Below are 24,751 nucleotides of genomic sequence, written 5' to 3'. Positions count from 1 at the left end.
GTAAGCCGGATTATACTACCCAGCTTACTTAAATTACTACTGCCCTAAAACAATCGCAAAAATCAATGGTGCAACAATAGTGGCATCTGATTCTACAATAAATTTAGGAGTATCAATATCTAATTTACCCCAAGTAATTTTCTCATTAGGTACTGCCCCTGAATAAGAACCATAACTAGTAGTAGAGTCGGAAATTTGACAGAAATAGCTCCAAAAGGGAACGTCAGTATATTCTAAATCTTGATATAGCATTGGAACCACACAGATTGGGAAATCTCCAGCTATACCCCCTCCTATTTGGAAAAAACCTACACCCTCAGTACCTGCGTTATTTTTATACCAATCAGCTAAGAAAGTCATATATTCAATTCCTGACTTCATGGTGGATGGTTTTAACTCTCCTTTTACGCAATAGCTGGCGAAAATATTCCCCATTGTACTGTCCTCCCAGCCTGGAACTATAATTGGCAAGTTCTTCTCTGCAGCAGCCAACATCCAACTGTTTTTAGGGTCAATCTCGTAGTATTGCTCTAATACACCTGACCTAATTAATTTATACATGAATTCATGCGGAAAATATCGTTCTCCATTTTCTTCAGCTTCTTTCCAGATTTCAAAAATATGCTGTTGCAATCTTCTGAAAGCTTCTTCTTCTGGAATACAAGTATCTGTTACTCTATTCAGTCCCTTTTCTAACAAATCCCATTCTTGCTGTGGTGTTAGATCTCTGTAGTTAGGCACTCTTTCATAATGACTATGCGCTACCAAATTCATTAAATCTTCTTCAAGATTGGCTCCAGTACAACTTATGATCTGCACCTTATCTTGTCGGATCATTTCAGCAAAGGAAATACCAAGCTCTGCAGTAGACATCGCACCAGCTAGTGATACTAACATCTTTTTGCCAGATTCTACATGACTTTTGTAAGCATCTGCAGCATCAATAAGTGCAGCAGCATTAAAATGGCGATAGTTATGTTTTAAAAATTCTGTAATCTTCATATTAAATTATTTGTGGTAAAAATAATGAAAAATGGTGAGTAGACCGTCAGGAAAATTTAATATTCAGAAAGTTTCCAGAATTGCATTGATATTTTTCTTGAGCAGGGCTTTTACAGGTAATTGCTTCATTTTCGCTACTAAAATCGAACCATAAGTATTGGTCAGTAGCATCCCTACCATATCATTGACATTAGAACTCTTGGTTATCTCAGTTTGAAAAATGGCTTCCAACAAATACTTCTCTAATAATTTATCAAAAGCCAAGACTTCCATCTGTTTAATATCTTCGAAATTAGGAAATAGAAGGTACTTTTCGGCTTTCTTAATGCTTATAGGCTTTAATACTTTAGACGAAGCCGCATGATATTTTATTAAATGCAGAATCATGGAATCATATCTTTCACATAAATCTCCATATCGATCATAAATATATTTTACGGCTTTTATTCCATTCAGGTCTTGTTTCAGCAAGCTTACACTTATCTCAAAAGACCAAACACGCATAAAATAAAGTAACAAATCTTCCTTCTGGGGGAAATATCGAAAAAAGGTTACTTTAGAAATATTAGCTTCCTTACAAATATCAATTACATGAATATCATTAAAATTCTTTTTCAAAAGCATTTCTTTAGCAAGACTCAAAATCAACATCTTCAATTTTGCTGCCTTTCTTTCCCTCAAGCTAAGCTCCTCTGTAAGCATTAATTAATATTAAATTTTAATAATTGTGAATTCTACTCTGCGGTTCAGTTTTCGTGTAGCTTCAGATTTATTACTAGCTATAGGGCGTGCTCCTCCATATCCCTTACTTTGCAATCGTTTGGGATTTATGCCTTTTTCTACCAAATATTCTTTAATTTTATCTGATCGCTTTTGTGATAGTTCAATGTTTAATTTAGCACTTCCAGTATTGTCTGTATGGCCAGCTAATTCAATTTCAACAGTTGGATTTTTCTTTAGCATAGTATACACTCGATCTAGTTCTTCAAAAGAACCATCTTTAATTTCAGATGTCCCTCTTTTAAACAACACACTCTTTAATTGAATAGTAGTCCCCTCTTTCAAACTCAACAGCTCCAGCTTCACAGTTGAATTATCTTCAATACTGTCTGTTTTAATGGTTTGCTTATCATCTAAATAACCCTCAACTGAAATATCAATAGTATAGATGGAGTCTTTGAAAAGCTTAGTCTGATAAGATGATGTTTTTCCCATTACAATTTCGGAATAAGAACTTTTGCTCATTTCATTTACTCCTTTAATAAGCAACTGGGGTGTTAATGTATTTCCGCTAAAACCATCGACTACTTCAAATTTGACTTTTATTTTTTCTCTAGTCTTAGATGTGTTACTATTATTTTTAAACGGCAAAACAGATTGTGATGAAGCGGTCATGCTTTTTTCAATTTCAGGCTCTATATCCACTTCATTTGGAGTTTTGGTCATTAAGATATTACCCAACCCAATACTGTTAACTGTATTCACTAAAAGAGCCTTATCAGTTTCTTCTATTAACCTAAAATACCAATCCGCTCCTTCCGTATTAACATTTTCTAAATTTTTAACTTTTGACCAAGTTGTCCATGTAGCATCCTGTCTTTTACTATAAAAAACATCCCTACTTCCTTTTCCACCTCTTCCGTTTGAACTGAAAAATAAAGTTTTGTTGTCTTTAGCTAAATACGGAGTTAGTTCTTGTGCTTCAGTGTTTATATCTACTCCTAAATTCCTTAGTTCAGTCCATTCATCGATGGATTTCCTGAATGTATAATAAATATCCTCATTACCTCTGGTGCCAAAACTTTCCAGACTTAAAACCATGATTTTACCATCCTTGCTCAGGCTGCCGGATAAATGATCTGATTTATTCTTAAAGTATGGTATATCAATTGGCTGAGGTTCGCTCCAGTTCTCTCCAATCTTTCTTGAATAAGACACTCCTCCCTTTCTGGGGCTTTTATAATTCCCCACAACATACATAATATTTCCATCTGGGGTGATGCCAATGACTGCATTAAAGTTGGTGTTGTTTACAGGCCCTGGCAATCGCTTAGCGGAATTCCAAACACCATTTTGTGACTCAGCGTACCAAATATCGCCAAGATCTCTTTCCCCTCCTTTATTTTCAGGATGATTCTTTTTCGTAAAATATATAGTGATACCATCTGGACTTATGACCGGTGAAATATCATCATAAATGCTTTCAAGTGAATCTATAAGAACTGGCTTGTCTTGAGAAACACCTTCTAGTGTTAGAAAAAATGATATGAATACAAATAATATAACTCTCATTATTTAATAATTAAGCACTTACAAGTTATTGTAAATCATAAAACATTACAATTATCAATCTATAAAAATATTACCTCTTATCTTCATCAGATTAAACAAAAAAACAACTGTATTAACTTTTCAAAGTACTAATCTACTACAATTAAATATATTAACTAATAAAACAACAAACATTAAACCAATCTTTAGCAATTGTTTATCAAACAGTTACAGTCCTAATTCTGAAATATAAATGAAAAAAGAAGTTAAGCAGAAAATGTTAAAATCTCAAAACCAAATATAAAAATGTTTCAATAACTTGGCAATTATTACATCCAAATTTAAATGGCTATATGAGCTCTGAATTCAATTGTATTTAGTTTATGATTTTTCATGATAAATCAATAACGGATGGGTACTTAAATACGAAACTTCTGTAGACACACTATTGCCAATGAGCTTTTCCAAAAAGTTTCTTTTTCTTTTCAGGAGTACTAGCAAATCACCATTTTGCTCAAGTACGAATTCTTCTATACCACTACTGATATCCTTTTTATACTCCTTTAAATAATAACTTATTTTTTCGTATCCTAAAAAACTAGATAACTCTTCCTTAAACTCCTGATAGCTCTTTTCATTCATTTTGTTTTTGGAGTGGCTAACATGTACAAAGCGGATTCTGCTTCGGAAACTATAAATAAAGCTCACCAATTTTTGCATGATAATTTTATCCTTTTCTGAATAATCAGATGCGTAAACGACAGAATTCCACCCTTTGAACTCAGCTTCTAATGGAACAGTTAAAACTGGTGTAACGCTGTTTTCAACTGTTCTAATAGTACGACTACCAATAATTGTTCGTCTGCTATATCCATTCCCTTGTGTTCCCATCACAATTAGATCGTAATCATTTTCATTGGCATATTTACTAATAGAATTGTTTACATCTCCAATTGATAGTACAACATCACATTCAAAGCCATACTCCTTTTCAATCTCATCAGCCAAATTGTAAAGCTTTTCTTTGGCATGATCCTTTAAATCATTGAAATCGGATTTTTCGCCATCCAAAGCATGTAAAAATTCTTTCTCAGAAAAGATATGGATAAGCGTCATGCTTCCCTTTCTAACCTGCAATATTCTAGCCGCATATTCAAGGGCATTTAAAGAATAGGTTGAAAAATCTATAGGGCACAAAAATTTATCCATAACAAACTTTATTTTATGTTCAATTTAAAAAAAATAAATATTATTTATACTTACTAACATATTTATTTCCTGAAAAATAAAACCTCCAGGGCAATAAGGCATCTTCTTCAGCATAATCTATCCCTATTCGAGTAGTTTTAATAATCTCTGCGGCATCAATATCACTATCAGCTAAATAAATTACATTACTATTCACTAAATCAACCCCATTTAAGGATTTATCTATACCTAATGCCTGACATAATTTACCGGGTCCTGCATAGATTTTTGGTCGATTAGATTTTGAATTTCTTCGTTCAAGCATTTTCTCAATACCCTCTACAGGCTCAACGGAACGTATCAACACTGCATCTGCTTTACCTTTGACGTTGGATACCACATTAAAAAGATGATGGATTCCATAACATAAATAAATATAGGCAGTTCCTCCCTCTTCATACATTGTTGCTGTTCTGTTTGTAAACCTACCCATGTGCGCATGACATGCCTTATCATTCTCACCAGAATATGCCTCTGTTTCTGTTATTATCGCTTCGCAATACACACCATTAATATTAGTACAAATTAGCTTACCTAATAAGCGTTGAGCTAGTTCTACAACATTTGAATTTAAAAATAATGACCTCTCTAACCTTTTTTTTGCAACTTTCATTAAGAAAAGTAGTTTTAGTTGGCTAAATAGCAATTTAATTAAACTAAAACACAAATCATTATGAAAAAATCAATTTTACTTTTTGGTTTATCTATTTTATTAATAGGTACGCTTGAGCTAAAAGCTCAAATTGAAATACCTCAGCCTTCACCGAAGGCTAAAGTTGAGACTACAGTAGGATTAACTGATGTTGCAATCAGCTACTTTAGACCCAGCGTAAAAGGTCGTCAAATTTTTGGAGAAGGAAATGATTATTTACAACCTTACGGAGTTTTATGGAGAGCTGGTGCTAATAGTGGAACTGTACTAAACATCAATACAGAAGCAGTTATAGCAGGCACTAAAGTGGAACCAGGTGAATATTTAATATTCATGACGCCAGGCGAAAATGAGTGGGAATTCAAGTTGTACAGTGACCTTTCATTAGGTGGAAATGTTGGGAATTATGATGAGTCTAAAGAAGTATTGTCTATAATTCAAGAAGTTGAAAAATTAGATGAAACTGTAGAAACCTTAACTTATCAAATCTCAGATATCAATGCTGACAATAAAAAAGCTAACATCCATTTCCGATGGGAAAATGTAAGCTTAAAAGTTCCTTTCGAAGTAAGTTATGATGACTTGGTAATGGCGCAAATTGAGCAACACACCAAAGTGAATCCAAGAAACTTGATTACTGCTGCAAATTACTACTATACTAATGACAGAGATTTAAATCAAGCCTTGAAATGGATTGACTCCTATTTGGCTGAAGGAAATAATAGTGCTCAGTTTTGGAACCTTCATCTAAAAGCTCAAATTTTAGCTAAAATGGGTAATAAGAAGGAAGCTAAAAAAGTAGCAGAAAAATCAATTGAGTTAGCAAAACAAAATAGTTCAGGAGATTTCGGATACGTAAAAAGAAATCAGGATTTAATTGACTCTTTGTAAAAAATCATTGAAGCCGGTTGTGATAATCTCATAACTGGCTTTTATTCTTCAAATCTTGAAAGATCTAAAATTTTCACCTCCGCCTTTCTAGATTTATCCTCACTGCCCTTTAAAATACCAAACCCTCTTGCTGCTAAGCGGTCAGACTCAATTCCATTTTCTTTAAAAAACTTCAATACAGATTGAGCTCTTCTATTGGAAAGCTCATAATTATATTTAGGATTACCATCTGACGATGCGAATGCAGAAATTTGCACACCAAGATTTTGATGAGATTTCAGGAAATTAGCCATTTCAATTAACTTTTGATCATGACTTTCATCTATCTCACTGGAATTAACCTCAAAATAAACCTGATAGGCAGAAATGTTGAGAACTGAGTCTATTAATCTTTTAACCTCTAATTGCTCATCAGTTATGAAATCATTATCTCTTTCTTTTAACTTAGAAATTCTATCTTTTGCAGTTTTTTCCAAGTTGCCTACATGCGTTACCATATAAATATCCGTAAAACCTAAACCTTCTTCTCTAACAGATGCCAAATACCCTCTTTCACCATCTGCTGTTGGATGGAAATACACCTCATCATCTACCGTATTAACAGGATAGCCCAAATTCTCAGGTTTATTCCATTTTTCAGTTTTACCATTGTAGGTAGTTGTAAAAACATCAAAGCCTCCAAAACCTTTATGTCCTTTACTACTGAAATATAGTGTAACCCCATCTTTTGCCATATAAGGTCCATCTTCATCAGCTCTGGTATTAATTTCTGGCCCCATGTTAAAGGGTCTTTTCCATTGGCCGTCCTCTATATAGCATCCATAGATATCAAAGCCGCCATAGCCTCCTGGCCTATTCGAGGCAAACATCATAAATTCATTATCATCTGACACCCAAATTGATTGCTCTGCAAATCCTTGTGAATTTATTCTGCCTTCCAATGGAACTGGTTTAGTCCATTCTTCCTGCTCATTCTCAGTACTATAAAATATATCACCATTCCCCTCATCAGAATAAATATACAATGTCTTTCCATCACTACTTAAGAACAAATTAGAATCGTGGTATAAGGTATTTATATTTTGACCGATATTTTTTGCTTTACTCCAAGTCACTCCTTGTCTTTTCGAGATATAAATGTCCTCAAAATAAAAATTGTCATTGTCAACATTTTCGTTAGTATTGCCCTCTTGCCTTCTGGAAGTAAATATCATTACTGTTTCATCTTCATTTAAAACTGGGGCATAATCAGGCCAGGTGGAATTAACATTTTCACTTACATTTTCAATAGTGTATGAAGAAGGCATACCAATAATCTCCTTTGCATTTTGGCATTCCTCAATTCTATCATTTACTTCATAAACTGAGGTTTTATCACGCCCCCTGTAACTCCTGTCAGATCTCAGTTTGTCTTTGTAGGCTAAAAAGTATTTTAATGCTTTTTCAAATTCTAAACCATATTGATACCCTCTCCCTAACAAATAATCGATATTAAACCGGTATTTAGGATCTAATCTTTTTACTCGTTCAAAATATTTAGTGGAATAATCTCTGTTTACGGTTTCTAAATATAGCACACCAGCCATATAATTTGCCCTAATATTCATGGTGTCCGCCTCAGCAGCCTGGATATAAATATCTTTTGCGATCTCAATCGCATCCTTTGCTTCTGCATATACCTGATCTGCTTGCTCCAGATAGATTTTGGCTAATTCAGGATCTTGAGCTATCAACTTGACACTCAAAAATATAAACAAAAAGCATAAAACTATTTTACCGTACAACTTCATATAGATTAGAAAAATACAACTACCAAGGGAAACCTCCAAATATATTGAAATATTAGATGGTTAAACTGATAATAATTATAAATTCGATTGAATAGGTTTCTGATTAGTTTAATGACTTCTAGTTATGTATAATTAGAGCCATATTACACCATGATCTACCCATTTCATGTTTCAATTAGAAATATTTGAAGATGATTCTGCTTATAACAACATTGCTATTACTTAGGTCCTACTTACTTTTTGTTTTTAACATACTGAAACAGTAATCCTGTTAAAATCACAATTCCGCAACCTAACAAGTTAAACCAGAGGTAAGCCATATCGCTGAAAAAATAAAAATACAATACCACTATCTGGGCGACTAAAGCTCCAATAAATACTGCATTTCCTTTTATATATTTGATGAAAAACCCTGATAAGAAAATACCAAGTATGGTACCATAAAATATTGATCCTAAAATATTTACAGCTTGAATGAGATTATCTAGTAAGCCCGCAAAGGTGGCGAAAAATACGGCTACCAGCCCCCAGAAAAGAGTGAATAGCTTAGATGCTATTAGATAATGTTTTTCACTTCCTTTTTGATAAATATTTCGCTTATAAATGTCAATGATACTAGTGGAAGCCAAGGCATTTAATTCTGAAGCAGTTGAAGACATGGCTGCAGAAAAAATCACCGCTAACAATAGCCCTATAATTCCTTTAGGCAAGTTTTCCATTACAAAAGTGATGAAAACATAATCAGTATCAGTGGTTTCTAGATCCTCATTTGTAGCTTTAATTATCCCTTTTGCTTCATCCCTTAATTGATCCTCTTGATCGTGAATGCTTGAAATCTTTTGCTTTAAGTCCTCCACTTCTTCTCCTTCAGCAGTGGATAATAAATGAACTTGCTTCCTCTTTTCTTCAAACAAATCAGAATATTGCTGTTCTACTGCTTGATACTTTTCTTTTTGTTCATCATTCAAATAAACTTCATCCTTAGCTGCCTCATTGAAAAAGACAGGCGCTTGATTAAATTGATAAAAAACAAAAACTAAAGCTCCAATAAACAGGATAATAAACTGCATGGGTATTTTCAGAAGTCCATTAAACATTAAACCCAAGCGACTTTCTGTTAGGGACTTTCCAGATAAATATCGAGCTACTTGTGATTGGTCGGTACCAAAATAAGATAAAGCCACAAATAATCCTCCCAAGAGACCTGTCCATAAAGTATAGCGGTTTTCGAGATCAACTTCTGTATTAATCAATTCTAATTTACCTAAATGCCCCGCTAACTTTGTTGCCTCCACTATTCCTATATCCTCTGGAAGCAGTTTCACTACAAAAAGCCCAGCAATTATCATCCCTCCCATCATGATAATCATCTGATGCTTTTGGGTTTGACTTACTGCTTTGGTACCTCCACTCACCGTATAAATAATAACCAAAGAGCCAATAATAACTGTAGTATAAACCAATGGCCAGCCTAAAATAGAAGAAAGAATTATAGCGGGAGCATAAATAGTGATTCCTGCAGCCAATCCTCTTTGAATAAGAAATAGAAATGCTCCCAAAATCCGTGTTTTTAAATCAAAACGAGATTCCAAGTATTCATAAGCCGTATAAACTTTTAATTTATAATAGATCGGTAAAACCCAGACACTCAGGATAATCATAGCTATGGGCAAACCAAAATAAAACTGTATAAAACCCATTCCACTTTCGTAAGCCTGACCTGGTGTGGACAAAAATGTGATAGCACTGGCTTGGGTAGCCATGATGGACAGACCAATAGTCCACCATTTCATGCTGTTATCTCCTTTCAAATAGGATTCAATGTTTTTACTGCCTCTGGTTTTATAGACACCATAGCTTACAATCATTATCAGTGTTCCGAAAAGGACAATCCAATCTAAAGCGCTCATTTAAAATATTGGGTTATGGCGTAAAAAATACCTATCAAGCTGACTAGTACGATAATCAATAACCAGTAGAAATTCTTCCACTTGCCTAATACGGGCGGATTATTATTTTCCAAATCTGAATCGTTTTCCATTAGCGGAAATTAGAGGGATTTTTTGAAATAAAAAAATGGGATTTGGTGAGCGGTGCGTTGTAGTGCTAAAAGATTGAAGCAATCCTATCTCTCTTGCATGATTTTTGCCTCCCAAGGTCTTAATCTTCTGCTTGCATTAGGTTCAGGGTAATTGTTCATTTCCAAACATACATTCTCAGGTATTTCAAATTCTACATCATGATGATGTTCTGAGAAATTAAGTAAAACCCAATAAGTCCTTTGATCATCCGACCGTTTAAATAAAAAGAGCTCGGGATGTTCAATTTGAAAACATTCATAATCTCCATAAACTAAAGTTGGATTATCTTTTCTGTACTTCACCATTTTTCGGTAGTAGTTTAAAACGGAATGCTTTTCATTTTCCTGCTTTTCTACATTAATTCTCTCAAAATTATCATTGGGTCGTAACCAAGCTTGTCCTTCCGAGAAGCCTCCATTATTAGCATTATTCCATTGAAATGGAGTTCGAGCATTATCTCTACTTTGCTGATGAACAAGCCTCATAAAACTCTCAGAATCAACACCTTTTTGCATGGCATCTTTCCAACTGTTTAAAGTCTCTATATCCCGATATTCTTCAATGGACTCATAAGCAACATTGGTCATGCCTATTTCATCTCCTTGAAATATGTAGGGCGTTCCTCGCATACTAAGTAATAAAGTAGAAAGCAGTTTTGCTGATTCTTGCCAATAGAGACCATCATTGCCGAATCGAGACACAATACGTGGGAAATCATGATTACCCAAAAAGATACTTCCCCAGCCTTTTCCAGTCAGTTTTTTATCCCATGCATTGAATACTTTTTTCATATCCACTAAATTGTACGGAATGGGATCATACTTTCCACCTGGCCCATTATCTATGTACATATGACCAAAATGGAAAACCATATGGAGTTCGTTTCTATCCTCTCCCACATAATCCAGTGCGTTATCTAAAGTGATTCCAGGGCCTTCCCCCACGGTCATACAATCGTAATGTTGTAGAACTTCCTGATTCATTTCTCTTAAATATTCATGCACCTTAGGGCCATTGGCATAATATTTTGAAATGATTTCAGTAAAAATATTGCTATCAGTATCAGGAAGTCCTGGGAGTTTGGAAATCAAACTGACAACATCCATTCTAAATCCATCTATGCCTTTTTTAAACCAAAAATGCATGATATCATAAATTTCTTGTCGCACTTTTGGGTTTTCCCAGTTCAGATCAGGCTGTTTTTTGGAGAATAAATGAAGATAGTGCGATTGGGTCTTTTCGTCATAATCCCAAGCATTACCTGAGAAGAAGGAAGGCCAATTATTCGGTAACTTATCCTTCTCTCCTTTTCGCCAGATATAATAGTCCCGATACGGATTATCTTCACTTTCAGAGGAAGCTTTAAACCACCTGTGCTCATCGGAAGTATGATTAGGCACTATATCCATAATCAATTTCATTCCTCTTTGATGAATGCCCTCTAAAAGGAGATCGAAATCTGACATATTTCCAAAATCTGTCATGATTTGACGATAATCACTTACATCATAGCCATTATCATCATTTGGGGATTGATAAATGGGACAGAGCCAAATCACATCTACCCCAATAGACTGAATATAGTCTAATTTACTGATAATTCCAGGTAAATCTCCTACCCCGTCTCCATTGCTGTCTTTAAAACTTCTAGGATATATTTGATATACTATCGCTTCTTTCCACCAAGTCATTTTAATTAAGAATTTTTGAATTACGAATGATCAATTATGAATTACGAATTTCATCTTACCAGAACCAGATTACAATTACCGCTGTCACTACTAACAATAGAATGGAAAGGATTCGGTAATTTTTGAACCATGGTAATCCTTCTAATTCTTTGGTTTCGGCTCTGAATATTTTAATTGACCAAACCATATCGTCTACCTTTTCTTCTGCTGGTGGTGCGGTCGTTAAACTAACCAGCATTTGAATAAGTATTACCGCTAACATTAAGAGCGGTGCTTTATGTAAAAAATGAATCTCGTTTAAAGCTGGTACCCAATCAAATACACTTGACAAAATGATAAATATGGCAAGTATAAATCCTCCCGAAAGACCAGCAATTGCACCATGCCCATTTGCTCTTTTCCAGAATAAACCCATTACGAATACGGCTACAATCGGTGGTGCAATTAACCCCAGTATAATTTGCAAGTAATCAAAAAGGGAACCAAATCGATCGATTTGTGGAGCCCAAGCGGCTGCCAATAATACGAGAACCAATGTTGCAATTTGTCCTGTTCTAACCAATTGTTTGCTCGTCATATCAGGCTTAATGGCTTTTACAAAATCCATTGTGATTAAGGTAGAAGACGAATTTAAGGTAGCACTTATGCTAGAAGACATTGCTGCCAAAAGACCTGCAATCACAATCCCTAACAAGCCAGTCGGTAAAAGACTATAGATCAATAAGGGATAAGTCATATTAGGACAATCTGCTAAATCTGTACAGAGCACCTCGCCTGCCTCGGTTTTCATATGATAGTTCAATGCACTAATGTCCATTCCAGAGAATATTACAATTGCAATGACACCAGGAATCACCATGAAAAAGAGAACAGGTAATTTTAGTAATCCTGCAAAAATAGCGCCCCAGCGGCCATGATTTATATCTTTCGCACTAAGAACACGCTGTACCATAAACTGATTATTGGCCCAAAAATAAAAGCCCAAAAGTGGGACACCAAATAACAAACCCGTCCATGGCATGTATTCACTCTCTAACGGTCTGACTAAACTTAATATTTCATCAGGACCTTTACCTTGAGGTTGCAGACTTTCCAGACCCGCCATCATACCTGACCAACCACCTACCTCAGAAAAACAGAAATAAGTTAAAACCATAGAGCTTGCAAACAGTAATAAAGCCTGAATTACCTCTGTGTGCACCACTGAAGATAATCCTCCAGGAATGGTATAAGCAGCAGCTGCACCAGCTAAAATCAAAATAATGATGGTTGAATCTAATTCTGGGAAAATGATTTTCAATATTAAATTACCAGCATATAAACCTGAGGCCGTGTCAATTATGACATTTCCAATGATAGTAATAGTGGAAAAGTAGTAACGTGAGCGACTATCATACCTTCTTTCCAAAAACTCTGGCATGGTATAAACCTTGGAACGTAAATAGAATGGAAGAAAAAAGATGGCAAAAAAGACCAATACAACCGCTGCCATCCATTCATAATTATAAACAGCAAGGTTGGTGTTGTAAGCTTCTGAAGTGAGCCCAATCAAAGTATTGCTTCCAATATTGGCAGCAAAAAGTGAAATCCCCACTATGGGCCAAATCATATTCCTACCTGCTAAAAAATAATCTTCCGAAGTTTTTTGTTTACCCTTCTTGATCCCATACCAAATGATTCCGACAAGGTAAATAATGATAATTCCCCCATCAATTGGGCTTAAACCAATTTCATTCATCCTTCAATAGTTTAGTTTATACTTTATTTCATAGTTTAAAATATCAAAAGTTTAAAAAATTTGAACTTCTCTATTCAGTAAAAAAAAATCAGTCAACTTTCATAGCTTCCTTTTCATCAAGTATTTTCTTCATTGCAACCGCCACACCATTCGTCCATCCAAAGCCATCTTGTAATGGATACTCTCCTCCCCCTGCTTGCAAACTAGTATCTGCAACATTATACTTTTCCATCATTTTGCCAGTCTGCTCATAAATCTTTTCATTCAAGCTCAACCATCTATCCATTACATCCAAACCCAGATCATGCTCACCATAATTAAATAAAGCCTTAATTCCAATCCATTGCAATGGTGCCCATGCATTAGGGAAATCCCATTGTTGACCACTTTCAATAGTAGTACTTACAAAACCACCATCCAATAAAAGGCTGTCAGCCATTTGTTTAATAACCATCCTAGCTTTGTCTTTAGGAGCTATTTTTGCAAAAAGGGGATATGCCGTTGCCATGCTCAATATCTTGGTATGATGATTATTCTTAAAATTGAAATCAGCATACCGCTGATGCTTTTCATCCCAAAGAAGACTATTGATTGCATTTTTCCGCAGGTCCGCTTTTTCTAAAAATAGGTCTGCACTATCTAATTGTTCATTCCAGTTATAAGCTTGTGCAATTTTGATCTCAAGAAAATATAAGAGCACATTCAAATCAATAGGAATGATGTCAATGGTCTGAATAGTTTTCATTTCTTGGGGGTTTTCAAACCATCTACTGGAATAATCCCATCCAGATTCAGCTCCAGCTCTAAGGTTCCTATAAGCTTTTTCTTTCGCTAAGTTATTCTCTTTTACCAACTCAAAATCTTCCTTAAATGATTCAGGTCTTGCTTTGGCATATTCATCGTAATATCGGTTTAAAACTATATTATCTTCCAATAAAACGACCCTTTTTACTTCAGGATTAGCTTCCGTTAATTTTTTACTACCCTGCATCCAAAACTGATATTCCTTAACCATTTGCGGCAGATAAGAAGTAAATTTTGATCGATTATTGGAGGTTATTTCATCCACCATCAATGCAAAAAAAGGTGGTTGACTTCTGCCTGTATAGTAAGCCCTATTTCCATTTGGGATAAAGCCCAGTTGATCAATTAGGAAAGCAAAATTATCTATCATAGAAATGGCTAAGTCATTTTTACCCGAAGCTTTGAGTCCAAGCATGGTAAAATATGAATCCCAGTAATAAATCTCCCGAAAACGACCACCAGGCACCACATAAGGATATGGCAAGGGAATTAAAGAAGTGCTTTGAATCGTATCTTTTGGTCTAGTCAATACTGGCCATAGGCTTTCGATATGTTCGTACATATCTTTTTTTTCATCAGATTCAAAATCTGTTTTAGGATTTTCGGGCAGCTCAAAATGCTGTAAAACAAATTCTTCTAGGTCAAACCCCTTTTTATTCTTTTCTGCCCTATAGCTTGTTTGGATTTTCATTAAACCAATCTTTGGTTTACAATCAACGAATGTCTTGGAATCTTCAAAAACACCGGATAGCTGTACATCTTTAAACAACTCAGAATCATAAAACTCTTGAAAATCTTCTAGTTGATTTTCGCTGTGAATCTTTTTATCTTCAGTTATTTCATAGCAAGAGGTTGCTAGCAAAAATAAGCATATGAAGGAATAGGTACTGCAATTTAAAAATAGCTTTTTCATTTCAGTTCTCTGCGATTACCTTGTTATTTCTGAATTCTAAATTTTCCCTTATCCACTCTCCTACTTTTTGACCTTGCCAAACTCCTTCTTCTATAGCTCTTCTGTAATGAATCCCTCCATATAATCTACTAATAGCGGCTTCCTGAGAAGCTTCCATAAAAGATTTGAATTCTCTGGTGGGGAGCCCATACTTGACTTCTGTACTATCTAAAAAACTAAAATTATCACCATATACATCGGTTAAGGCATTAGCAGCTGCAGTAGAGATAACACTATGTCCACTGGTGTATTCAGGAAATGGTGGAGTTTGTAAAGTTGGCGTCCAGTCATCATCAATTTTCCTATTAATTATGGTTTCCGGTCTAATCAGGTTAGAGCGATATTTTTCATCCCAGCATGCAATAAAACCATCAGCCAAGGCAATAGATGTTTTTGTATAAGCATAGCTACTTTTCATTAAATCAGCTTCATCTAAAACAGAAGCAATTTTAGCGATTCCCATCCAATGCCCTCCTGGGGTTATTTTTTTTGTAGCAAACATCACATGTCCTGTAATATTCATTACATAAGGATTACAGTCCCAGAATGAGGCAATTTCCTTTTTTTCCTTATCCACACCTTTTACTACCTCATAAACCTCCATCATTTCTTGGTAAAAAGGGCTATCTTGTTCAAGACTATACTCATAAGGTGGCTTAGGAATAAATTGATTGGCACTATCTAAAACGAAAGTCCTAATTTTATTCCAATGTGGCTCTATAGCTGCCATGTAGGCTGGTGGAGTAGGCTCCCAATGATGAGGTTTGTCACTCAGCGGGTGCCTGGACATAGTTCTTGTTTCATTGTAATTATCTTCATCTGCCCAAGTCATGATATGCTGATGGACTTTAGTAGCATAGTTCACTGACGCTTCCCATTCATCATCTGTCAATCCTCTATTGACCAATTCAGCTTTCCAATCGGCTAGCCACTCTTCCATCTTCTCCTCAGAAAAAATCAACTTTTTGGAAGTAAGGTAATTTGCGTATAGTGCAGCCATTTTGAAATTAACTTCTTTACTCTCAGGAGTTGGGATTGGGGCTAAACCATTAAGTTGACCTGCAAGCGTACGAAAGGAAGAATCTTGATCTGCTAAAATTTCATAGGTGGCAATGGAAGGATAAACGTATACCCTACTGGCAACTGGAGGTGAAAAAATATCATGCACCGTTACATCTGTCACTTTTTGCATCAAAGAATGCAAATCATCTGCCTTCACTTTAGTGGGCTCATAATTAGAGGGGGTACAAGAAAAAAAGAACCCTATAACAACTAAAAAATATAATACAGTATTTCTCATTTATTAATTATTTATTGCTTCAAATGCTATTAATTTGACACTGTCATCATTTCTCACAACAAGCATGAAGTGCTGTCCATTCACTAAAATTGGTTTAATATTTCTTACTTGACCATCTAATCTCAATCCTTTGACATTTCGAATTTCTACCGAAGAATCCTGAACATTAAATACAGTTCCGTACTGAGCATCGTATTTACCCATTTCTATATTGTTTTCAAAAAAGTTTCCCGCTGCGAGCAAATCTCTATTACTTCCTGCTATGAATTCTACTGCATTTAAAGTTGAGATTTGAAATTCCATTGGCAAGGCTTCAGCTTGGAAACTTCCATCACCCTTATTACGATATAGATAACTTGTAAAATCATTTGCTGATAGCTTAACGGCTGATTCCAAATTGTCCTTTCCAAATATTTCGCTTAAACTAGCTCTTGAAAAATCCTGAGCATATTTCCATTCCTTTTTAAGCATCGGCAATTGATTCAAAATTTCAGAATGATTAGCAAAGGGAATTTCACGACCATCTAAAAAATAGGTGAGCAATGGATCAGTTTGGCCATTATCATCAAAGTCTTTGATATATAAATTAACAGGTTCTTCTTCCGTTGGTTTAAGTCTAGAATTTTCTCCAGTATTTCCAGCTATAAAATCCATGTCTCCATCGCCATCGAAATCTCCGGATTTCACATGCTTCCACCAACCTCTTTCATTTCCAACAACTTTCAGCGAAAAACCATCCCCTTGATTCATCATAATTTGGATCGGCTCCCACTCTAGTGCCAAAATAATATCCGGTCTTTGATCAGAATTAACATCAACAACGCTTGCATCGGTCACCATACCTAAATCGCTTAAAAAGGGTGCGAAATCATCATTTGCCAATCGAAAAGTTCCGTCTTGATTATTAAGGTACAGTTTTGACCCCAGCGCTAAACCATAGCCATAGGGAATTGCTCTTCCTCCAAAAAATACATCATGGAATCCATCGCCATTAAAATCTGCTACAGCCACAGAAGAAGAAGTCATATGACTGTTTTCAAAAATATATTTTTGATTAAAATTCCCTTTCCCATCATTTAAATAAATTCGTTGGGTAATATATTCAGAATCTCCTCTGTATTCATTTCCACCTGACGCTATAATCAAATCCTGATCGCCATCATTGTCTATATCAGAAAATACAGCATTAACATCCTCAAAAGTATCATCGCTCTCAATTAACTTTTGTTCAGTTAGTTCAAATCTACCCTCCTCATTTTGCTGCCAAACTTGGCTTTTTTTACGTTTAGCAGAACCAATAAAAAAATCTTCCTTCCCATCACCATTAATATCCCCAACTGCTAATGCAGGTCCTTCCGATGACACCATGTGAGGCATTAGAGGTTCTCTGATAAATTCTACAAATTGATTTTCCTCATGAACTACTTTCAATCCTATAGAATCTTGCATTTCAACTGCTTTGTAAGCAAAACCATCTGGATGAAGAGAGGTATAATCGAAAGAAGCTAAACCATCTTTATACTCAATTTTATGCACTTTATTAAATTCCAGACCATTCAGGTTTTGGGTTTTACCATCAGGCCATACTAATTTAATATTTTGGACTTGACTGCTATCTCCTATCGCAATATGAAATTTGTCGAGAGCAGAACTCTGAAACCCCTTGACTGGAAAGTACTCAAAACTTAATATTTGATCATTTTTTAGCTCGACCACAACCCTGCTTCCAATAGCATTTTGGTTATTTTTAGAACCAATTAAATCTAACTGCATATATTTCCCACTCTTATTTTCCTCAATGCTAGTGTTTTTGTAAATAAAAGGTTTGTCTTCAAGATTATTTACAACTATATCCAAGTCGCCATCATTATCTAAATCTACATAAATTGCTCCATTGGAATAAGAGCCTACTTGATTGTTGATTTGTGAACTGACATCATTAAATGTTAGATCTTCATTATTGATAAAGAAACGATTGGGTAACTTAATTTTAGGCATGCGTTCTACAATTTCTAAGTCCTCTTTATCGACCATTCCCATTTCAGTTTTCATTCTTTGATCTTCATTAGAATTCATGAAATTCATATAGTCAATATCATTCATCCTTCTAGGGATACCGTTGGAAATGAATAAGTCTTTCTGACCATCATTGTCAAAATCCATAAACAGCGGTGCCCAAGACCAATCTGTAGCATATACATCAGCATAAAGTGCAATCTCGCTAAATGTGCCGTTCTTATTATTGAGCTGTAGATTATTTCTAGCAAACTGATCATTATAACCAAAATCCTTTTTAAAGCGATAGACATCAAAGGCATCTTCCCCCAAACTGCTTTTTAATATCTGAGGGTCATATGGCAGCATGTCTAAAGAGATAATATCGTTAAAACCATCATTATTAACATCCGACATATCCACACCCATCGAAAACCGGCTAGTATGCTGTATTTGATCTGTTAACACTTCTTTGAAAGTGCCATTTTTTTGATTGATATAGAGGTAATCATTTTCATGAAAATCATTTCCTACGTAAATGTCAGGAAAACCGTCATTATTTACATCGCCAGCAACAACTCCAAGCCCATAACCAATCACAGAACTATTTATGCCGCTCACAGTGGTTGCATTGACAAACGTACCGTTATCGTTTCTAAAGTATCGATCTCCTGAGATGTTGCTTTTTTCTCCTTTAAATTTTTCTCTTTTTCCAAAGGTACCATTTTGGTGAATGCTATGATTAAGCTGGAACATATCGAGGTCACCATCTCTATCAAAATCTGCAAAGACAGCGTGCGTACCAAAGCCAGCAAGATCCAAGTCATAAGCAATAGCTTCATCTTCAAAAACTGGAACCCCATCCTCAATTTTCTTGCAAATAAAAAGCTGATTAGAGCCCTTTAACACTTTATGGTCACCCACTACATTCACATAAATATCCATCATACCATCCTGATTGATATCTACTACAGAAGCTCCAGTTGACCAATATCCTTCTCCCTTTATACCAGCTTCTAAACTGATATCTTTAAATTTGAAATCTCCCTGATTTAAGAAGAGCTTATTTTCACCCATATTGGAAGTGAAGAATAAGTCAACTAATCCATCATTATTGAAATCGGCAGCTGCAACTCCTCCTCCATTATAAAAATACATATAATCAAAAAACGAGAAGTCAGTCGTTTGCTTCAGTGTATTCTTGAAATGTAATCCAGTTTTATCCGCTTCCAATAATTCAAAATAAGATTCTTTTGAATCGGAGCAGGCACTGAAAAAACTTAAAAATATGACCAGCGCAAAGCTGTGTGCTAAAAATAAAATGTTTCTATTCAAACTCTTCTTTTTGGGTAAACTTATATTCATTTCTTACTTTATGAGTTCTAATAAAATGGTTTTTTGATTATTGACTCCGAATATCAGGTGCTTTTGATTTTGGATTTTAATAGGGTTAATAGAGCGTACATTACCCTCTAAACCCAAACTCTTATGCTCGTCTACTAATTTAAAACTACCTTTCCCGTCACCAAACAGAACTAAACCATCGTTGGCATCTAGTTTTCCATATTGCGGTTTAAAATCACTTTCGTTTCCAGCTAAAATCAAATCTAGAATACCATCCTGATTAATGTCGATTACTTCTATTGCATGAATTGCTGAAAACTGTGCCTCTACTGGCAAAGTTGCTTCTTGAAACTTCCAGCTTCCCTGATTAAGCATAACAGCAGTTGTAAATGTGTGGGCTGACTTATGAGAAGCTTGTTCAATTCTTTCTGCCCCAAATAGATCGCGAATAGATTTAGTGCCATAATCTTTATATTTCAAATTCTGCTTTTTCAAAATTGGGAGCTGGCTTATCATTTCTCCTTTTTGCTGAATAGGCATATCTTGACCATTTATTGTTCTAGTCAAAATTTTGTCCATGTCACCATTGGCATCAAAATCCTCCAACCAAATTTTAACTGGCATTTCATCTGAGGCATTAAAATAAAAATTATCTCCTCTATTACCTAAAACCAGATCAGGCAAACCATCATTATTTAAATCGGAAACCTCCAATGTATTCCACCAACCTTTTAAGTCTTGAAGCGGATTATCCGTCATAATTTTCAACTGCTTATCCGCAATTTCAAAAAGCTCTATACCCATCCATTCACCTGAAACTATTAACTCTTGAGTACCATTCTGATCAATGTCCGCAATTTTGGCATCAGTAACCATTCCCAACCCATCCAATTCTTTTGCTCTTCTGACGGTCATGTCTTTAAAGTTGCCATTTCCATCATTTTCAAGTAGAAAGCTCTTAGGGCTCTGTCCATATTCTTGTGGAACCGAGCGGCTTCCTACAAATAAATCCAAATCCCCATCTTCATCATAATCAAAGCTTATCGCAACTGATGTATTAAAACCTGTTTCGGGAATTGCCTTCGGCTTTTGCTCAAAATCGCCAGACACAGTTTGCATAAACAATTGATCATTAAAATCAGCCGAATTTATAGCTGTGTGATTTCCACCGTAACCAAAATAAACATCTAATAATCCGTCAGCATTTGCGTCAAAGATGTGAATTGCCGTTACTTCGTTTGCTAGGTCATTTAATAACACTGCCTTAAATTGACCATTTGATTGCTGATAATAAATCCTGCTTTTTTGTCCTTTTGCTCCTCCCATAATAACATCATCTAACCCGTCATTATTCAAATCTTGCACTTCAATTGCAGGTCCCTCTTTAGAAAGCATTCTCATTATTAATCCTTCATAATAATAATCCACATGATTATCTTCCTCATGTCTTTGAAATTTATTCTCAACTTGCTTGAAGAATTGACCATCCGTTTCTTGCAGAAATGGTGTTTCAAATTTCCCATTGTCTTTGGATATATTTTTATAACTGATAGTCAATAATGAATCAATTGTTGGTTTTTGAACAACACTAATCATTTTATTAGGCCAAATGATTTTGAGTGAATCAATTTTTGTAATATTTCCTAAACCAAAATGAAGATTGTAATCTACTGAAGATTGAAAACCTCTGCTCGGCATCATTTGTCTGTAAAACTGATTTCCTTCAGCAAATAACTGCACTTTCGCACCAATGGCATCACGATTTGGCTTTTCAAATTTCAAGTCTATTTTTAAAAAATGGGTACTATCCGTTTTAGCATTACTTTTATAAATGCTAGAAGGATGATTGAGGTTATTAACTATAATATCTAGACTCCCATCATTATTCAAATCAGCATAAGCTGCACCATTTGAAAAGGTTTCCTGTCCAAGTCCTAATTCCGTTTCTTTGCTATTAAACTGCAAATTTCCTTGGTTGACAAACATTTTATTAGCCTGAGGATTGCTAGGCATTTTAGCCAGCACATCTTCCATTTTATCTTTTTTACCAGTCAGCACCATACGCTGAACCACATCGTTAGCAAAGAAATCCATAAAATCAGCATCTGTAACATCCTGAAAAACTCCATTGCATACGAATATGTCATTATAGCCATCCATATCGGCATCAAACATCAAAGCACCCCAGCTCCAGTCAGATTGTGCCACACCAGCGTACCAAGCTATTTCATGGAAGCTTCCATTTCCAGTATTCAATTGCAAGGCATTATGCATGTACTGATAATAAAAATCTCTTCTAAGCTTGAGTTGATAAGTATTATAGTCTTCGAACTGTAGCTTCTGTTTGATGAGTTGATCAGTTTCAGGGATCATTTCGGTGGTAAAAATTTCAGGATAACCATCATTATTAAGATCAGCCAAATCAGCTCCCATGGACGCCAAGCTCATATGACCCATCCATTTTTTACTGTCCTCAGAAAATGTTCCATCCCCTTGATTTATGTAGAGATAATCTCTCTCAAAGAAGTCATTGGAAACGTATATATCTTGTAGATGATCTCCATTTATATCGCCAACCGTAACACCAAGTCCAAAACCAATTAAAGAACCGTAGATGCCAGCTTCTCTACTGACATCGACAAACTTTCCTTCATCATTTCGAAGCAATTTGTCTCCCCCCCCTTTTACAAAATCTTTTACATCCCAATCTTCAGCATATAAATCTCTTTTATTGCTATTATTGAGCGTGTTTACAGGTATGAATGAGTTATTCAGGATATAAACATCCAAATCCCCATCGCCATCATAATCGAAAAAGGCTGCATGGGTAGTATAACCCGGCTCATCTAATCCATATTCGGCTGCCTTTTCAGTAAAGGTATTATCTCCATTATTGATGAATAGTTCATTTACGGGTTCACTACCTTCTTGATAACCAGCATTACTAATATAAATGTCTTTGAAGCCATCCTGGTTGAGGTCAATAATACTAACTCCTGTGCTCCACCCGCCATAGCCTTTTATGCCGGCAGATTCTGAAATGTCTTCAAATTGAAAATCACCTTTATTAAGGTATAGCTTATTATTGACTTGGTTACCAGTAAAAACAATATCTTGAAGCCCGTCATTATTGACATCAATAACGCCAACTCCACCCCCGTTGTAAAAATTACGGTAAGAAAATATATTGAATCTATCCTTATTTTCTACTTGATTACGAAAAGTAATACCCGTTTGGGTGGAATCAAGCAATTCAAAGGTAGTGGTTCTTGAATTTTTAGTCTTTTCACTTGCAGGATTGCTTTCACAGGCCAAAAGCGGTAAAAAAATAAGGCTTAGGTAAAAAAGTAATCTTTTAATGGACATGATAATTTAGGCTTTTAAAACCTTAAATGTATAAAAAAAGGATAATGGAAAACAATCCACTATCCTCTTTTTAAAAGAGTAATTAAATTAATAACCTGGATTTTGCTCCAAATTAGGGTTTGTGCTGATTGCTAAGTTTGGTATTGGAAATAACACTCTAAACTCTTCAGTGTTATCTTTATAAGACCAAGTATCCGTAAAAGTTCCAAACCTCACTTGATCTTGTCTTCTCCAGAACTCAATATAAAGCTCTCTCCCTCTTTCAGCTAACATTTCCTCAGCATCCAGACTAGTTAAAGGAGAAGCATCTCGTAATTCTCGCAAATCATTTACAATTTGAAGAGCAACACCAGAATTTCCTTTCCATAATTCAGCTTCAGCTTTCATTAATACTGCGTCAGCATATCTAAATAATATCTGACGACTTGGAAATGCACCTCCGTTTTCAGGATGATATTTCAGCATTCTAATACCAGTAGCCTCGCCATTTCCAGCTAGCCCAGGTAATTCAGCACTAAATGCTAAAGGATCACCATTACGTGTAGTTAAAGGATTACCGTCAAAATCATATTGCTGTCCTACTAGGAAACCGAAACCTAAGCTATCATTAGGAACGTATCCTCTTCGTAACTCTTGACCAGAACCCTCATCATTGCTTTCAGGGCCTTCAAACATGGCATAAAATTCAGCAGTAGTACAGAATCCATTCCATCCACCACCAGCATTACCAGGAAATTCATTATGATTGTAGTGTAAACCATTCCAAATTCTACCTCCAGCATCTCTTTCTAAGGTGAAAACTGACTCATTATCTGGAGCTGGATCAAAGATTTCAAAGAAATCTTCCTCAAGAGAAAAACCTGCAGCGGTTACAGCATCAACTGCTTCGATCACTCTATCCATATCTGCATTCTCAGGAGCAGAACCAGAAGGAGCTCCTAAAAATATATGCTTGTTCAAATAGAATTTGGCTCTAAGAAAATGAGCAGATGCCTGAGACGCTCTCAGTATTTCAGCATCATTACCGGGACCAATAGCAGGTAAATTTTCAATAGTAGTATTGCTTAAATCTTCTTCTATTAAATCTACTGCTTCTTGTCTAGTTAACACTTCTGGCAATACATCGGGACCATCATCAGCTGCTCTAAATGGAACTTGACCCCATAAATCTAATATTAACATCACATTTAAAGCTCTCAAAAATTTAGCTTCAGCTAACTGCTGAGGATTAGCTTCAGATTGAGGAGCTATAATCTGATTCAATGAAAACACATTAGAGTTTTGATTATTCCATGCATTTAATACAAACTGGTGTGTAGCATCCCATGTATGCTGATGTAATGTTCTCCAAACCCCATTATCTCCCCAGTCAGTACCTCGAGTAGGTACTAATTGAGCATCAGAAGATACTTCCATTAAAGCATACGTATTATCTTGACTACCTAATGAATTGGCTGTAGCCACATAAGCATTTGTCAAGTTTGCAGTTGGATCAACTCCACTGAATTCACCTGTAGGTGAATCCACGACAACGGAATCTAATTCCTCTACCTCTAAATCAGTACAGCTAAATGCCACTACTGATAAACCTATTAATAATAATTTTATATTCTTCATGACTTTAAA

Annotated in this window: 15 protein-coding genes; 1 reads left to right on the top strand and 14 read right to left on the bottom strand. The window is 35.4% G+C overall.

Annotation, left to right across the window (positions count from 1 at the left end; genetic code table 11):
* Positions 1-36: 36 nt before the first annotated feature.
* From FTRAC_RS00760 to FTRAC_RS00740, 5 genes are all read right to left on the bottom strand, one after another.
* Positions 37-1,002, bottom strand: coding sequence for a deoxyhypusine synthase family protein (locus FTRAC_RS00760; RefSeq protein ID WP_013452310.1), 966 nt, complete (start codon positions 1,000-1,002; stop codon positions 37-39).
* A gap of 63 nt (positions 1,003-1,065) precedes the next feature.
* Entirely contained in the window at positions 1,066-1,704 is a 639-nt protein-coding gene (locus FTRAC_RS19040; protein WP_013452309.1) for a TetR/AcrR family transcriptional regulator, read from the bottom strand.
* A 9-nt stretch (positions 1,705-1,713) separates the two neighbouring features.
* The gene (locus FTRAC_RS00750; protein WP_013452308.1) at positions 1,714-3,294 is read right to left on the bottom strand and encodes an OmpA family protein; all 1,581 of its coding nucleotides are present in this window, start codon (positions 3,292-3,294) and stop codon (positions 1,714-1,716) included.
* 360 nt (positions 3,295-3,654) lie between these two features.
* Positions 3,655-4,482 (bottom strand): universal stress protein, encoded by an 828-nt coding sequence (locus tag FTRAC_RS00745; protein WP_013452307.1) that lies wholly within the window; start codon positions 4,480-4,482, stop codon positions 3,655-3,657.
* 40 nt (positions 4,483-4,522) lie between these two features.
* Entirely contained in the window at positions 4,523-5,134 is a 612-nt protein-coding gene (locus tag FTRAC_RS00740) for a DNA-3-methyladenine glycosylase (RefSeq protein WP_013452306.1), read from the bottom strand.
* Positions 5,135-5,194: 60 nt separating this feature from the next.
* On the opposite strand from FTRAC_RS00740, the gene FTRAC_RS00735 reads away from it, so the two are divergent.
* The gene (locus tag FTRAC_RS00735) at positions 5,195-6,064 is read left to right on the top strand and encodes a DUF2911 domain-containing protein (RefSeq protein ID WP_013452305.1); all 870 of its coding nucleotides are present in this window, start codon (positions 5,195-5,197) and stop codon (positions 6,062-6,064) included.
* Positions 6,065-6,105: 41 nt separating this feature from the next.
* Here the strand turns inward: FTRAC_RS00735 and FTRAC_RS00730 are convergent, their stop codons facing one another.
* The 9 genes from FTRAC_RS00730 to FTRAC_RS00690 form a co-directional block, all read right to left on the bottom strand.
* Positions 6,106-7,854: an OmpA family protein gene (locus FTRAC_RS00730; protein ID WP_049783979.1), complete on the bottom strand. Its 1,749-nt coding sequence runs from the start codon at positions 7,852-7,854 to the stop codon at positions 6,106-6,108.
* A 233-nt stretch (positions 7,855-8,087) separates the two neighbouring features.
* Positions 8,088-9,764, bottom strand: a complete 1,677-nt coding sequence (locus FTRAC_RS00725; protein ID WP_013452303.1) for a sodium:solute symporter — start codon at positions 9,762-9,764, stop codon at positions 8,088-8,090.
* Positions 9,765-9,979: 215 nt separating this feature from the next.
* Positions 9,980-11,626: an alpha-glucosidase gene (locus tag FTRAC_RS00720; RefSeq protein ID WP_013452301.1), complete on the bottom strand. Its 1,647-nt coding sequence runs from the start codon at positions 11,624-11,626 to the stop codon at positions 9,980-9,982.
* Between the two features lie 55 nt (positions 11,627-11,681).
* Positions 11,682-13,364 (bottom strand): sodium:solute symporter, encoded by a 1,683-nt coding sequence (locus tag FTRAC_RS00715; protein WP_013452300.1) that lies wholly within the window; start codon positions 13,362-13,364, stop codon positions 11,682-11,684.
* Positions 13,365-13,452: 88 nt separating this feature from the next.
* The gene (treF, locus tag FTRAC_RS00710; protein WP_013452299.1) at positions 13,453-15,081 is read right to left on the bottom strand and encodes an alpha,alpha-trehalase TreF; all 1,629 of its coding nucleotides are present in this window, start codon (positions 15,079-15,081) and stop codon (positions 13,453-13,455) included.
* 1 nt (position 15,082) lies between these two features.
* Positions 15,083-16,420, bottom strand: coding sequence for a vanadium-dependent haloperoxidase (locus tag FTRAC_RS00705; protein WP_013452298.1), 1,338 nt, complete (start codon positions 16,418-16,420; stop codon positions 15,083-15,085).
* Between the two features lie 3 nt (positions 16,421-16,423).
* Entirely contained in the window at positions 16,424-19,780 is a 3,357-nt protein-coding gene (locus tag FTRAC_RS00700) for a VCBS repeat-containing protein (protein ID WP_013452297.1), read from the bottom strand.
* A 3-nt stretch (positions 19,781-19,783) separates the two neighbouring features.
* Entirely contained in the window at positions 19,784-23,125 is a 3,342-nt protein-coding gene (locus FTRAC_RS00695) for a VCBS repeat-containing protein (protein WP_013452296.1), read from the bottom strand.
* Positions 23,126-23,212: 87 nt separating this feature from the next.
* Positions 23,213-24,742, bottom strand: coding sequence for a RagB/SusD family nutrient uptake outer membrane protein (locus tag FTRAC_RS00690; RefSeq protein WP_013452295.1), 1,530 nt, complete (start codon positions 24,740-24,742; stop codon positions 23,213-23,215).
* Positions 24,743-24,751 lie beyond the last annotated feature (9 nt).

Origin of the sequence: Marivirga tractuosa DSM 4126 (assembly GCF_000183425.1) — a bacterium.
Classification (GTDB): Bacteria; Bacteroidota; Bacteroidia; order Cytophagales; family Cyclobacteriaceae; genus Marivirga; species Marivirga tractuosa.
This window is presented reverse-complemented; position numbering and strand designations above follow the sequence as displayed.

What these genes read in the sequence shown, in the direction of transcription:
- FTRAC_RS00700 (WP_013452297.1), bottom strand. Translation starts at nt 19,780, where the DNA reads ATGAATATAAGTTTACCCAAAAAGAAGAGTTTGAATAGAAACATTTTA.
- FTRAC_RS00690 (WP_013452295.1), bottom strand. Translation starts at nt 24,742, where the DNA reads ATGAAGAATATAAAATTATTATTAATAGGTTTATCAGTAGTGGCATTT.
- FTRAC_RS00695 (WP_013452296.1), bottom strand. Translation starts at nt 23,125, where the DNA reads ATGTCCATTAAAAGATTACTTTTTTACCTAAGCCTTATTTTTTTACCG.
- FTRAC_RS19040 (WP_013452309.1), bottom strand. Translation starts at nt 1,704, where the DNA reads ATGCTTACAGAGGAGCTTAGCTTGAGGGAAAGAAAGGCAGCAAAATTG.
- FTRAC_RS00730 (WP_049783979.1), bottom strand. Translation starts at nt 7,854, where the DNA reads ATGAAGTTGTACGGTAAAATAGTTTTATGCTTTTTGTTTATATTTTTG.
- treF (WP_013452299.1), bottom strand. Translation starts at nt 15,081, where the DNA reads ATGAAAAAGCTATTTTTAAATTGCAGTACCTATTCCTTCATATGCTTA.
- FTRAC_RS00735 (WP_013452305.1), top strand. Translation starts at nt 5,195, where the DNA reads ATGAAAAAATCAATTTTACTTTTTGGTTTATCTATTTTATTAATAGGT.
- FTRAC_RS00715 (WP_013452300.1), bottom strand. Translation starts at nt 13,364, where the DNA reads ATGAATGAAATTGGTTTAAGCCCAATTGATGGGGGAATTATCATTATT.
- FTRAC_RS00720 (WP_013452301.1), bottom strand. Translation starts at nt 11,626, where the DNA reads ATGACTTGGTGGAAAGAAGCGATAGTATATCAAATATATCCTAGAAGT.
- FTRAC_RS00705 (WP_013452298.1), bottom strand. Translation starts at nt 16,420, where the DNA reads ATGAGAAATACTGTATTATATTTTTTAGTTGTTATAGGGTTCTTTTTT.
- FTRAC_RS00760 (WP_013452310.1), bottom strand. Translation starts at nt 1,002, where the DNA reads ATGAAGATTACAGAATTTTTAAAACATAACTATCGCCATTTTAATGCT.
- FTRAC_RS00725 (WP_013452303.1), bottom strand. Translation starts at nt 9,764, where the DNA reads ATGAGCGCTTTAGATTGGATTGTCCTTTTCGGAACACTGATAATGATT.
- FTRAC_RS00750 (WP_013452308.1), bottom strand. Translation starts at nt 3,294, where the DNA reads ATGAGAGTTATATTATTTGTATTCATATCATTTTTTCTAACACTAGAA.
- FTRAC_RS00740 (WP_013452306.1), bottom strand. Translation starts at nt 5,134, where the DNA reads ATGAAAGTTGCAAAAAAAAGGTTAGAGAGGTCATTATTTTTAAATTCA.
- FTRAC_RS00745 (WP_013452307.1), bottom strand. Translation starts at nt 4,482, where the DNA reads ATGGATAAATTTTTGTGCCCTATAGATTTTTCAACCTATTCTTTAAAT.